Origin of the sequence: Phocoenobacter atlanticus subsp. cyclopteri (assembly GCF_018343795.1) — a bacterium.
In the GTDB taxonomy this organism is placed as follows: domain Bacteria; phylum Pseudomonadota; class Gammaproteobacteria; order Enterobacterales; family Pasteurellaceae; genus Phocoenobacter; species Phocoenobacter atlanticus.
The window spans coordinates 413,914-426,344 of the sequence record NZ_CP074346.1 but is presented as its reverse complement, the minus strand read 5'-3'; the positions used below and the strand labels follow the sequence as shown (position 1 = coordinate 426,344).

Here is a 12,431-nt window from a genome sequence, read left to right as displayed (position 1 = left end):
AAAATTGATAATTATTATTTGCGATCTTTTAAAATTTCATTAATATAAAGAAAAGTATAATTATTTTATATCTATGGAGTATTATTGTGTCAAATAAATTTAAAAATTTTTCTAATATAAGAACATTACGTGCAATTGCTCGTGAAACTTCGTTATCTCAACTTGAATTACTATTACAAAAATTAACTCAAGTCATTGAAGAAAAGAAAGAAGAAGTAGCAAAGCAAGAAGCTAAACATCAAAAATATCTTGAGAATTTAAATAAATACAAACAGATGTTAGAACAAGACGGTATCAATCCTGAAGATTTAGTTACCGCTTTACAACCAACAATAAAAAATAAACAACGTAAAACCACAAAACTCCGTCCTGCTAAATATAAATATATTGATGAAAACGGAAATGAAAAAAAATGGACTGGACAAGGTCGTACACCCAAAATAATTCAAAAAGCTTTAGATAAAGGACAATCACTTTCTGAATTTAAAATTTAATATTTTGTCTATTTTTGTAAGCCTATTAACCCCTTAAATTAATAGGCTTTTCTATTTTATAACCTTGGAAATTAATAATGATTGAAAATAAGATTTTATTAACAGAATGTCCTGATGCAAAAGGATTAGTCTCTAAAATTACCAATATTTGCTATAAATACCAATTCAATATTATAAAAAATAATGAATTTGTAGATAATAATGAAAAATACTTTTTTATGCGGACAGAATTACAAGGTATTTTTAATGATGACGATTTTCTTACAGAATTAAAAGATAGTCTTCCTGAAGGCGGTTTTTATCAATTAATTCCTAAGAAGAAAAAGCGAATTGTTATTTTAGTCACAAAAGAAGCACATTGTTTAGGTGATATCTTAATGAAAAATTATTACGGAGGCTTAGATATGGAGATTGCCGCGGTAATCGGCAATCACGATACTTTGCGAGATCTCGTAGAACGTTTTGATATTCCTTTTCATTTTATTAGTCATCTTAATTTAACTCGTGAACAACACGATAAACAACTTGCAGATAAAATTGATGAATACTCTCCAGATTATATTGTACTGGCAAAATATATGAGAGTGTTAAATCCACAATTTGTAGAACGCTATCCTAATAGAGTTATCAATATTCATCACTCTTTCCTACCTGCATTTATAGGTGCAAAACCTTACCAGCAAGCCTACGAGCGTGGAGTGAAAATTATTGGTGCAACGGCACATTTTATTAATAATGAACTGGATCAAGGTCCGATCATTATGCAAAATGTGATTAATGTCGATCATAGTTACACGGCTGAATTAATGCAAAAAGCAGGTAGAGATGTTGAAAAAAATGTCTTAACGCAAGCCTTAGAATATGTACTAGATGATCGAATATTCGTACATAATAATAAAACAGTGATAATGTAATTTTAATAATATGAGAATATAGCGATGACATTGTTATGAGAATTTACAAATTTTAGCTTAAATGTCACCGCTTAATTATCTGCAAATAATTTATGCCAACATTTCGACAGGAACTTTCACCACAATTTTTTATTTCCATTAACTGAATTTACTGGTTTATGAGGTTCATTCGGCATAAAAATAGCAAAAGAATTTGGCGTTAAGAAAAGTTGGTTCTTATCTTCAATAACCGCTGAAATTTGATAATCATCTGCTTCATTATATTCGTTATACAAACTTAAATCAGGTGAAATCAGACCATATTCAATCATCTCTTCACCTTCAATTAAAAGATGAACATCAATCATTTTTCGATGAATTTCCGCTACTTTCCCCTCTGCTGGTGTACTTTCTAATTCCATTACATTCATTCGAATGCCCTCTTCAAGATCTTGCCAACCTAAAGGTAGGTTGACTAAATCTAAAGATTTTAATTTCCCACACAAACGTGCAAACACAGAAGGTAAACCTACTGCGTAATCATCACGACCTAAATGCCCAAATAACATAATCACTCCTTAAAGTTAAAAACTTGAATAAATAATAAATTTTTCTTTCATAAACCTCAAGAAAAAATAAAGTTTTATTTCAAATAATTCACACAAAATTGATTTAGTTAAAAAATAAGGATAAAATCCCCTCCTCTTTCAACACATTAAAGCATTATGAATACTTTTGAGCAACAAGTAAAAGCAGTATTAGAAGCAAATAAAGGACAACGAATAACTTCTTTTGAATTTGAAGGTAATCGCTATTGGCTGAAGCAAACCGAAAAATTACAAGGTGTTGAACATTTTTTAAAACCTTTTCCTCAAAAAGCATTACAACGTGAAATTGAGCAATTAACCTATCTCAATAAGCACAGTGTTTCTACAGCTAAATTAATAATGACAGGAGAGGATTACTTTGTCACAAATGATGTTGGCAGATCTATCAGCTCATTAATAAATGACAAAGATATTACCCCTGAAAAAACGCAATTTTTAGTAACATTAGCCGCCACCGAATTACAAAAAATACATCAACAGGGGTTTGTACACGGTCGTCCTGCAGTACGAGATATCACATTATTAGAGGATAAAATTTATTTTATTGATTTTGAAAATAAAGTTTCCAATAAGGCTCTTGAACATCGTCAAGTTCGAGATTTACTGATTTTTATCCATAGTTTATACCGTGAAAAATTATCTCAACAATGTGTTGAACAAGCAGTAGAAAGTTATGTTCAAGCAGGAGGTAATGAGATTTGGAAAGCCACTATTGACTATATAAAAAATAAACGTTGGTTATATTGGCTATTGTCTCCTTTTAAACCGATTGCAAGAACAGACTTAATCGCCGCTTTCTGTATTTTTGAATATATTTTAAATATCAAGTAATTATGCGTAAATTAGTGATTGTTACTACACCATTTTCTGCTCAACCTTTAGGTGGAAATGGCGTATTTTTAAGTGAAACCGTCACTGATTTAAACCTGAATATTGCCACTCTTTCTTTTAAAAATGCCAAAAAATTATTGGGTCAAACCCTTGATTATGCTATTTACGATATGCAAGCTAAAGAGGGGGTTTGCTTTAATTTAGATGCATTAGCAATCGCTACAGGTACTATTATAGATAACGGTTATCTTATTATTATTTGTCCTCAATGGTATCATTTAACGCAACAAATAGATCAGGATGCGATCCGTTGGAGTGAACAAGGAAAGATAAAAAGCCCGAACTTTTTTAATTATTTTCAACAACTTGTTGAACAGTTTCAATTTGAGATTGTAGAAAAATTTGATTTTAATAAATTCAAAAGCGGTACGATCTTTTCAAAAATTTGCAATTTTTCATCACTTACCATACAGCAACAAAATATTTTTGAAGAACTTCCACAACATTCAGCTGATATTCATTTAATTACCGCACCAAGAGGACGTGGAAAATCTACATTATTAGGAAAATTAGCACAATATATTCAACAAAAACAAAAGGTTATTATTACCGCTCGGAGCCACTCTGCTCTACCCACTTTTTGGCAAAATGTAGATAAAGACAAAATATTATTTTTTTCTCCCGATCAACTTATTCAACAAATTGAAAATCAACAGTTAACTAATGATTATTGGCTTTTTATTGATGAAGCGGCAAGCCTGCCTTTACCAATGTTACAGCAATTTTCACATTATTTTAAAAAAGTCATATTGGCTACTACAACTCAAAATTATGAAGGGACAGGACGAGGCTTTAGTCTTAAGTTTTTGCCTCAATTAAAACGTCCTTACCAACAATGGAAATTAACAAAAGCCCTACGCTGGAAAAATAATGATTCATTAGAAAATTTTGTTAACCAACTGCTTATTTTAGATAATGTTGAAAATAGTGACCCAAATAGCAACCAAGCCTTTTACCAACTTTTAGCCAATGCTCATTATAAAACTACACCGACGGATCTACGCCGTTTGTTTGATGCACCTCATCAATATTATTTAAAACATATTGAAAATCATCAACTTATTGGTGGTATTTGGGCAATCTTTGAAGGCGGATTAGATAAAGGTTTAGCCGAGGAAATTTGGCAAGGAAAACGCCGTCCACAAGGTAATTTAGTGGCTCAATATCTCTGTTTTCAAGGAAACCTGATCGAAGCTTGTCTATTACGTTCAATTCGTATTTCTCGCATTGCCGTGACTCCTGAAAAACAGCAACAAGGTATCGGTAAGCGGTTAGTTTCTCAATTAATTTTGCAAATACGAACTCAACAAAATGTGGATTTTATTTCAGTGAGTTTTGGATTAAATGAAAAGCTTTTTAATTTTTGGAAAAGCTGTGGTTTCCAATTGGTTCAAATTAGCCCGTCCAAAGAAGCCAGTAGTGGTTACCACAGTGCAATGATGTTATATCCAATCAGCGAAAAGGGGCTAACTTTTGTAAAGCAAGCCCAAATGCAATTTCAACGAGACTTCCCTCTTTTGCCTTTTTTACAAAATTTGCAAAAAATAGTAAAAATCGTACCGCTTGAACATCAACTTGTATTTATGGAGAACGACCATAAAAACCTACAGGGTTTTGCTTATTATCATCGTTCTTTAACTTCGTGTTATGCAAGTTTAAAGCGTTTACAGAAACGCTACGCCATAGAACTAGAACAATTAAAAAATATGCCAAATTCAGATAATTTACAACTCCCCAATCATAAAAAATTGTGGTTGAAACAGTTTAGAATAAGTGTTGCAAATATTTTAAATTACCATTCAAATACATAAAATAAATTTTATACTACTTATTGAATGTGTATATATTCACCTGCTAGCGATCCACCACCACGACAATAAGTCATCATTCTAAAACGCTCTTCAAAATTTAATGTAAATACATCAACGGCAGTATTATTTTTAATGGGTTTAATATACATTAAAACTTCTTTTTGCTCTTCTGGTAAACGAATATCTAACCATAGTTGATTGTCTTTTAATTTGGCGACACCAGAAAAAGAACAATTTGCTCGTCCTCGAATTTCTGAGGCAGAAAAAGTCACAAAATAATGATTATTTTGAGGCTTAATAGATAAGGTTTGTTTATATCCTCCTTCCATATTTGAGACTGTTGCGTAATCTCCAACATAATCAAATGTTGAAGTGTTCACTTGAAAAGCGGTTAATGTAATTGCTGATAAAAATAGTATAGATTTCTTCATTCTTTACTCTGGAATAATTGGCATTAAAAGCCGTGTTAAAAAGGTAATTATCAATAAAATAATTACTACATATTTTGAGGGAATAAAGTGTTCAGGTATAAATACACAAAGAATCGAAAAACAAAAGATCACAATTAATTCTATTAAATTTGCTAAACTCTGTGATCCAAACCCCATTCCTGCTAAGAGCAACCAAAATACTGAGGGTAATAGTAAAAATATCTTCATATCATAAATCACTTGTGTTGTTAGTTTGTGTATTCTTATTTCCTAAAACACTCTTACCTAACTCTACTATTTTAACTGCAATATAACCTACAACTAAAGCCAACAAAATATCTAATACAAAAGCTGAAAAAGGAATATTCTCAATAGTATGGTTGAAAGCGGCAAATAAATGTGTTTGATGTGAAATAATATTACCTCCAACGGCTAGCATTGCAATGGTTCCTATAATACCAATGCCTTTTATAAGTACAGGCATTGCTTTTATTAATATATCGCCAAGAGATTGAGATGATTGACTTTTTTTCTTTTTAAGATAAAAACCAATATCGTCTAACTTAATAATCAAACCGACAATACCATAAACCACAATAGTAGAGATCATTCCTATTAAAGTTAAAACAAATAGTTTTATCAGAAAATCACTTTCTTGCACCAAGCCTAACGTAATAACGATAATTTCAAACGATAAAATAAAATCCGTTTTAATGGCACCAGCAATTTTCTTTTTTTCAAACTTTTCAGATGTTAAGTTAAGATTTTGTGGCTGTGCATTATGCTTCTTATGGTGTAATCCTAATTTTGCTAAAATACTTTCAACACCTTCATACGCTAAATATATTCCCCCAATAATCAGAATTGGAGATATCAGCCAAGGAGTAAAGGCACTCATTAGTAACACTAAGGGAATAATAATAAATTTGTTTTTAAAACTGCCTTTAGCAATTTTATAAATGATGGGAATTTCTCGCTTTGCCGCATTTTCTGTGGCTTTTTGTATTGCTTTTTGTCTTAAATGAGTGAGTTCAGCCAATACTTCTCTTTTTTCATTTTCGGGTAATGTTTCAATATGTTGCTTTAATTCTTGACTACTTTTAACTTGAGATAATTCCTTTTTTAGAATTTCAGAGGTGGTATCATTCGTCATACTGGCAATGGCTGCCAAATCATCCACAATTAGACCTGTTGATTTTATACTTGCTACTTTTGTATAAGTAACTATATCATCAAATAAGAGAGCAACATCATCAAAAGAGGTTGCGATAGTTTTTGTTGTAGTTGCGACTGCTTTACTTGCTAAACTGCCGATATCATCTGCTAAAAGAGATAAATATCCTAGTAATCCTGCCATAAAATAAATTCCTTAAAATATGTTATATCAATGTAATAATTTTATTTCTAATACGATAGGTGATTTACTCACCCTCATACTTTTGATGCTGGAAATTTTACAAGATAATAATCTGTTTGAGTAAGGATAGATAATGTTTTTTTATATCCATTAATTCCTATTTCATACTTTCCAGCATAATCAAAATATGATATACCAATTGGCAAGAAATTATACTAAATTAAACTGAAATCAGCACTTAAAAATTTACATAAAGAGTGATTTGGATTGTAGAGGCGAGATTAACAAGCTTGCTTGCGTATATTCGCCCGTTGCTCGATATAAATAGTCCAATATATTATAAAATCTAAAGGATAGCGGTCAAATAAAATGAATAATTTTCAAAATATTTTATCCTGTGCATTCGGGAGTATATACATAAAATACGTTTACGAATACTCCTCTACAAAATTATATAGTGCTAATTTCAACTTAATTTACTATAATAAAAATACTGCTAACAAAAAAGTCATTTTTTTATTTTTATTCTGGAATAATTGGCATTAAAAGCCGTGTTAAAAAGGTAATTATCAATAAAATAATTACTACATATTTTGAGGAAATAAAATGTTCAGGTATAAATACACAAAGAATTGAAAGACAAAAAATAACAACTAATTCTATTAAATTAGCTAAACTTTGGGCACCAAAATTTAATGCTGTTAATCCAATCCAGAATAGTGAAGGCAATAAGACAATGCCTAGTTTTTTAAAAAATATTTCCATAAAAGCCTCTTAGATTTGGGTATTTTACTTAAGTAATAACGCATCTTTCTTTTCAGATGTCGTACTCCAAACTCTATATTTCACGCCATATCCTTTTGGAGAATAAACAACAAGCGGTAACTTACTGTTATAATTTTGCAAATATCCTTGTGAAAGTACTTCGCCTTTTTTCGCTTTACTTTCAGGGCAAGCCATCATCGTACTTCTGATATTACCATCTGTTGCTACTTGATAATAAGAATAGCCCCAACCCTTAACATCTTTTTTTACAAAAGTGGCAGGTAGTGAATGATAATTACAATCTAGCATCATTTCTTTGGCTAAAAAGAGTTCCACTTTGTAATTTTCTTCATTCTTTAATGGTTCAAGTGTTATGGTATGTTGAATTTGATTTTTCTCCGCTTTAGGATACATACTAATATCTAAATTATTAGGTTGAGAAACGCCGCAACCACTGATACCTAAAACGATAAAAGCCATTATTTTTTCATTATATTCTCCGTTACTAATTATTTCATTACATTGCTTTGACTAATGTTTTTATTAATGCAATGCGTTCACAATGTAGTCCTGTTAACACATTCCAAATACTATCTTCATCTAACATTGCATAATCTCGATCAAAGGTATTTTGATTATCAAAATCTTGCATATATTGTGAGTTATAATATTTGTCTAGTTTTTTACAATTTAATTCAATTTTTTTAATCTCTTTATGGATATTTTGTAATCGTTTTAAATCTTCTTCACATTGAAACAGTAATTGTTCTATCTCTTCAAGCCTTTTTGTCATTTCTTAGACTCCTCTTCCCATTGATTTACTTTATCTAAAAATACTTTTCCTAATGCTAAAGCATTACCTGTAAATAAGGTATTTAATCCATTTTGCTCAATTATTTTTCTACGTAAATTTAATCTTTCTTGATGATTTTCTGCTAAACGTAAGGTGCAATCAATATACTCTTCAATAGTATGAGTAACCAACCAATCAGGCAAACCTAAACGTTTAAATAATCCTTCATCAATATGCTCGTGAACCTCATTTCCTGTTTTACATACACCCACTAGTCCAAGTGTTACCATATCAATAATTCCATTCGTATTACCAAAAGGAAAAGGATTGATCATCATATCGCAATGTCTTAGATTTTCTAAATATTGAGTATAAGGTGCATAAAAATACATCGTAGCATTATTTCCTAGATAACTTTTAATAAAGCGTTCTACATAAGGTGTATTTACACCTGATACGATACCAAACGCAAAATGAAAATGAATTTTCACTTTTGAGCGCTCTAAAATAGTTTGCAAAGTTTCTAAGAAGTGATAATTAAGCTTCATTCCTGTCGTTGCAATACCTATATTTACTACTTCAGGATTTTCATTCAATATATAATCCACTTTTTCAGGCGCTAAAGAAGAAGGAACATAAGGAAGTGCATCTTTTGGTAATCGAATTAATGTTTCGCTAAAACAATCTTCACTTCCCACATAATCGTCCTCGACTACAACATATTCAATAAATTTAGAATGAGTTGTAGCAGGGTGACCTAATGCGATAGCTTGAATAGGCGCCATTCGAGTATTACTGGCTAAAATAGTAAGTTTTTCCATTCCAATACTTGGCATATAAAATATAGCTGCTTGATGTTCTTCACAAATTTGTTTAATTTTATCTAATTGTTTTAACAGCGTATTTTGATTTAAAACGTGAAACTCATCAAATACGGCTCGACCTACTGCATCCACTTTTTCATAGCCTAAACCGATAATGTGAAAATGTTGTTTCGCTGCAATTAAAGAGGTAGAGTGAGTACGATAAATCGAATGAAATGCGTGAAAATGTTCCAATAACACCACCATTACTGGTTTATTGTTGGTTTTTTCAATTTGTTTAATATTTCGATCTTCCCAGCCAATTCTTTCTAAGAAGTTTCTCATCACCTCATTAATAGCACCTTTGATATCGTGTTTGTTTTTAGCCATGTCATAACTACAGTGCATATAAACATCAAGGAATAAACTATAAGCAAAATTATCTAAATATTTAATTTCTTTTAACTTCTCAGGAAACCATTGTAAAAGGAATGCTCGTTTTGAAAATGCTTTTGGAGTAGCAATAAATCTTGGCGTTTGTAGTGCAAAACATAATGAAGCACATAAACTAGGATTTAAAGCCCAAAAAGCATCAAAGTTTAAATCTATATTTGATTCTAGCGAGTACAAAAGACAAAATTTAATCAGTATATTGGTATCATTTGGTAATAATAATTCATCACGTTTTTCAGCGTCTTTATTTAAATTATAAGAATACAATATATGATCAGTATTAATATAGGGAGAACTAGCAAAAATAAAGCTTATCCAACGATGATATTCAAAAAATTGATCAATTTTATCTTCTGGCACAATAAAATTAGGATCTTGAAATAATGTAGCAATCAAGTTCGCCATTTTAGTGCAAAAATAGAGCACCTTTTCATTTGGAATATCATCTAATTGAATAGGATAACGTCCTAATTCTACACCTTCTATCATTCCATAATCACCATCAACTCTTCTTAAAATAAGAAATAGTTCATCACAAGCAAGCTGATAATTTTTATTTTCAACCGCTTGTTCAAATCTTGCTAAATGTGGAGTCGATTTTTCTTGCAACATAATATTCTCTCGTATAATAAAAAGTTATTCTTTATATAAAAAACAATCTGTTTGATGATCATTTACCATTCCAACTGCCTGCATAAAAGCATAAATAATAGTTGAACCAACAAAACTCATTCCTCGTTTTTTTAGGTCTCTGGATATTTTATCAGAAAGTGGTGTCATTGCAGGGGCTTGAGCATAATCTTGTATATGATTTTTGCTTGGTTTATGGTCAACAAAAACCCAAATATAATTAGAAAAACTGCCAAACTCTTGTTGGATATCTAAAAAAACTTTCGCATTTTTAACGGCTGAATTGATTTTGAGTTTATTTCTTACAATTCCTGAGTTTTGTAAAAGTTCTGCAATTTTCTTTTCATCATATTTTGCGATTTTTTGAGGATCGAAATAATCAAAAGCGATCCGATAATTTTCTCTTTTATTTAGAATCGTATTCCAAGATAATCCTGCTTGAGCCCCTTCTAATATTAACATTTCAAATAACTTGCGATCATCAAATTCAGGCTTACCCCATTCTGTATCGTGATACTGGACTGATAATGAATTATCTAAGTTCACCCAAGAACATCGTCTTTTAGTTTTCATTATTGAATAGCCCTCGCTCTTGTTCTAGCTTCAACAAACGCTTTTTAACGGGCAAACCACCACCATAGCCCCCTAAATTTCCATTGGACTCAATTACTCGATGGCAAGGTACAATCAATGCAATCGCATTAGCTCCGTTTGCTGAAGCTACCGCTCTCACAGCTTTAGGATGATTAATTTTTGTTGCCACATCTAAATATGAAACCATTTTCCCATAAGGGATAGTCATTAAAGCATTCCAAACTTGCTTTTGAAAGTCGGTTCCTAAAAATAATAATGGAACATCAAATGCGGTTCTTTGCCCTTGTAAATATTCATCAATTTGTTTTTTTGTTTGAGAAATAACATCATTTTCCTGCTCGACAAAATCAGCATTAAGGTATTTTTTTATTCTATTGTCAACAGTCTGTCTCATTTTGCGATAACAAAAATCTAAAATACAAATTTTATCCTCAAAAGAACCAATAATCAGTTCACCTATTTTAGTTTTATGGTATGAAATATTAACTGTATTTTTCATCTAATTTCCTTCTAAGTTAGTTTCTAAGCTTTATTATCTGAAGTAATATTCCCTTTTTCAGATAATAAAATTGCCACTTTTTGTGTTGATTTAAATTGAGATAAAATAATAATCATAATAACGGTAATTGGCACACTTAATAACATTCCAACCACTCCCCATAATTTTCCCCAAATAGCTAATGCAATAATAGTGACTAACGGACTAATATTTAAACTTTTTCCCATCAATTTTGGTTCAATTAAATTACCGACAATTTGTTGAATGGCTCCAATAGATAATAAAATAGCAATAAAAGGAATAAAGCTACCAAATTGTAATAGGCTAAATACTGCAGGAAAAACCGTTGCAATCAGTGAGCCAATGGTTGGAATATAATTCAGTAAGAAAATTAAAAAAGCCCAAAATATAGGAGAGTCAACCTCTATAATAGATAACACAATAAAACCTAAAAATCCTGTTAATAAGCTCATTAATGTTTTGACTCGGAAATAACTTGAAAGGGATAATTCAATTTTAAGCAATGTATCAATAAACTTCGCTCTCCCCTCTTCCTCTGGAAATAATGCACTGATTTTTAACTTAAAACTATCGGTTTCTAAAAAGATAAAGAGTAAATAAATCAATATCATCATAGAGTTAGATAAAATACTGGATAAACTTGTCGCTAACTGGGCTAAGATATTTTTAATATCTAATGAACTCAGCATAGCACTAATTTCAGCTTGTAAATCAATATGAAATAATGTCTCAATTTTCACTGCGATAGCGGTTACATTCTTTTCATAATTTGCAAAAGAGGTTAACAAATTAGATAAATTACCTATTACGGCATCCAGTACTAAATACACGATAAATAAAAGTAAGGTTAACACTGCAATGGATTGTAATTTTTAAGGAACAACACGGCTAAATAGGGGGATTTTATTGGCTGTTTTTTTCAACTGCATTGTGGCAAACCACAGAAGGGAGGCAATAATAAATTGCACTAACATACTTTGACCATAAATTAACGTTAATATTGTGCCGATTGCGACGACAAAAAAATAGGCAATATTTCTCATACTAAAAACCTTTGTCAGTTTGTTTGATGGTTATTATATAGCATTTATAGAGTAAAATGGTAAAGTATTAAATTTGCAAATTTTAAAGAAGATGTTACCGCTATAACAGGGTAACCGTAAACTTTTAGTTATTGATTTAAAAATTAAATGCCCCCACCCTAGCCCTCCCCCGCAAGCGGAGGAGGGAATTTGGGGTTTAGTTATTCTTTTTTTAAGTGGAGGAGGAGTTTAGGTTGTACACCACTTGCGGGGGGAGGCTAGGAGGGGGAAAATTTCAAATACGACCTTGACCTAACGACTATAAAAATTAAACAACCTTAAATCAAATATTTCTTACTCTAATAT

15 protein-coding genes are annotated in these 12,431 nt (G+C 31.0%); 4 read left to right on the top strand and 11 right to left on the bottom strand.

Annotated features, from left to right (window positions below; all coding sequences use genetic code 11):
- The first annotated feature begins 86 nt into the window (after positions 1-86).
- Positions 87-494, top strand: coding sequence for an H-NS family histone-like protein (locus KGI96_RS01980; RefSeq protein WP_211598440.1), 408 nt, complete (start codon positions 87-89; stop codon positions 492-494).
- A 77-nt stretch (positions 495-571) separates the two neighbouring features.
- Positions 572-1,408: a formyltetrahydrofolate deformylase gene (gene purU, locus KGI96_RS01975; protein ID WP_211598438.1), complete on the top strand. Its 837-nt coding sequence runs from the start codon at positions 572-574 to the stop codon at positions 1,406-1,408.
- 116 nt (positions 1,409-1,524) lie between these two features.
- Here purU and KGI96_RS01970 read toward each other — a convergent pair whose 3' ends face one another.
- Complete coding sequence (locus tag KGI96_RS01970; RefSeq protein ID WP_211598436.1) at positions 1,525-1,956, bottom strand: YhcH/YjgK/YiaL family protein; 432 nt, start codon at positions 1,954-1,956, stop codon at positions 1,525-1,527.
- Between the two features lie 156 nt (positions 1,957-2,112).
- On the opposite strand from KGI96_RS01970, the gene KGI96_RS01965 reads away from it, so the two are divergent.
- Both KGI96_RS01965 and KGI96_RS01960 read left to right on the top strand, forming a co-directional pair.
- Positions 2,113-2,826: a BUD32 family EKC/KEOPS complex subunit gene (locus KGI96_RS01965; RefSeq protein ID WP_211598434.1), complete on the top strand. Its 714-nt coding sequence runs from the start codon at positions 2,113-2,115 to the stop codon at positions 2,824-2,826.
- Positions 2,827-2,828: 2 nt separating this feature from the next.
- Positions 2,829-4,697, top strand: coding sequence for a GNAT family N-acetyltransferase (locus KGI96_RS01960; protein ID WP_213156528.1), 1,869 nt, complete (start codon positions 2,829-2,831; stop codon positions 4,695-4,697).
- Positions 4,698-4,714: 17 nt separating this feature from the next.
- Here the strand turns inward: KGI96_RS01960 and KGI96_RS01955 are convergent, their stop codons facing one another.
- From KGI96_RS01955 to KGI96_RS01910, 10 genes are all read right to left on the bottom strand, one after another.
- Positions 4,715-5,128 (bottom strand): hypothetical protein, encoded by a 414-nt coding sequence (locus KGI96_RS01955; RefSeq protein ID WP_211598430.1) that lies wholly within the window; start codon positions 5,126-5,128, stop codon positions 4,715-4,717.
- Between the two features lie 229 nt (positions 5,129-5,357).
- Positions 5,358-6,485 carry a DUF808 family protein gene (locus KGI96_RS01950; RefSeq protein ID WP_211598428.1) on the bottom strand — a complete coding sequence of 376 codons (1,128 nt, stop codon included), beginning with the start codon at positions 6,483-6,485 and terminating at the stop codon, positions 5,358-5,360.
- A gap of 522 nt (positions 6,486-7,007) precedes the next feature.
- Positions 7,008-7,250: a hypothetical protein gene (locus KGI96_RS01945; protein ID WP_211598426.1), complete on the bottom strand. Its 243-nt coding sequence runs from the start codon at positions 7,248-7,250 to the stop codon at positions 7,008-7,010.
- Between the two features lie 24 nt (positions 7,251-7,274).
- Positions 7,275-7,730: an ecotin family protein gene (locus KGI96_RS01940; RefSeq protein ID WP_213156527.1), complete on the bottom strand. Its 456-nt coding sequence runs from the start codon at positions 7,728-7,730 to the stop codon at positions 7,275-7,277.
- Positions 7,731-7,767: 37 nt separating this feature from the next.
- Positions 7,768-8,043, bottom strand: coding sequence for a DUF4298 domain-containing protein (locus tag KGI96_RS01935; RefSeq protein ID WP_211598422.1), 276 nt, complete (start codon positions 8,041-8,043; stop codon positions 7,768-7,770).
- A complete protein-coding gene (locus KGI96_RS01930; protein WP_090921022.1) occupies positions 8,040-9,908 on the bottom strand; it encodes a UDP-glucose:protein N-beta-glucosyltransferase in 1,869 nt (622 codons plus the stop codon). Before KGI96_RS01930 ends, KGI96_RS01935 begins: the two co-directional genes overlap by 4 nt.
- 27 nt (positions 9,909-9,935) lie before the next feature.
- A complete protein-coding gene (locus KGI96_RS01925) occupies positions 9,936-10,502 on the bottom strand; it encodes a DNA-3-methyladenine glycosylase I (protein WP_211598420.1) in 567 nt (188 codons plus the stop codon).
- A complete protein-coding gene (locus KGI96_RS01920) occupies positions 10,492-11,022 on the bottom strand; it encodes a methylated-DNA--[protein]-cysteine S-methyltransferase (protein ID WP_211598418.1) in 531 nt (176 codons plus the stop codon). The genes KGI96_RS01925 and KGI96_RS01920 overlap by 11 nt, the downstream gene beginning before the upstream one ends.
- Before the next feature lie 23 nt (positions 11,023-11,045).
- Positions 11,046-11,897, bottom strand: coding sequence for an AI-2E family transporter (locus tag KGI96_RS01915; protein ID WP_211598416.1), 852 nt, complete (start codon positions 11,895-11,897; stop codon positions 11,046-11,048).
- A gap of 18 nt (positions 11,898-11,915) precedes the next feature.
- Positions 11,916-12,086, bottom strand: a complete 171-nt coding sequence (locus KGI96_RS01910) for a hypothetical protein (protein WP_211598414.1) — start codon at positions 12,084-12,086, stop codon at positions 11,916-11,918.
- Positions 12,087-12,431: the final 345 nt, after the last annotated feature.

Coding starts and splice junctions, on each gene's coding strand:
- KGI96_RS01925 (WP_211598420.1), bottom strand. CDS start 10,502: ATGAAAACTAAAAGACGATGTTCTTGGGTGAACTTAGATAATTCATTA.
- KGI96_RS01910 (WP_211598414.1), bottom strand. CDS start 12,086: ATGAGAAATATTGCCTATTTTTTTGTCGTCGCAATCGGCACAATATTA.
- KGI96_RS01970 (WP_211598436.1), bottom strand. CDS start 1,956: ATGTTATTTGGGCATTTAGGTCGTGATGATTACGCAGTAGGTTTACCT.
- KGI96_RS01920 (WP_211598418.1), bottom strand. CDS start 11,022: ATGAAAAATACAGTTAATATTTCATACCATAAAACTAAAATAGGTGAA.
- purU (WP_211598438.1), top strand. CDS start 572: ATGATTGAAAATAAGATTTTATTAACAGAATGTCCTGATGCAAAAGGA.
- KGI96_RS01950 (WP_211598428.1), bottom strand. CDS start 6,485: ATGGCAGGATTACTAGGATATTTATCTCTTTTAGCAGATGATATCGGC.
- KGI96_RS01955 (WP_211598430.1), bottom strand. CDS start 5,128: ATGAAGAAATCTATACTATTTTTATCAGCAATTACATTAACCGCTTTT.
- KGI96_RS01935 (WP_211598422.1), bottom strand. CDS start 8,043: ATGACAAAAAGGCTTGAAGAGATAGAACAATTACTGTTTCAATGTGAA.
- KGI96_RS01960 (WP_213156528.1), top strand. CDS start 2,829: ATGCGTAAATTAGTGATTGTTACTACACCATTTTCTGCTCAACCTTTA.
- KGI96_RS01945 (WP_211598426.1), bottom strand. CDS start 7,250: ATGGAAATATTTTTTAAAAAACTAGGCATTGTCTTATTGCCTTCACTA.
- KGI96_RS01940 (WP_213156527.1), bottom strand. CDS start 7,730: ATGGCTTTTATCGTTTTAGGTATCAGTGGTTGCGGCGTTTCTCAACCT.
- KGI96_RS01965 (WP_211598434.1), top strand. CDS start 2,113: ATGAATACTTTTGAGCAACAAGTAAAAGCAGTATTAGAAGCAAATAAA.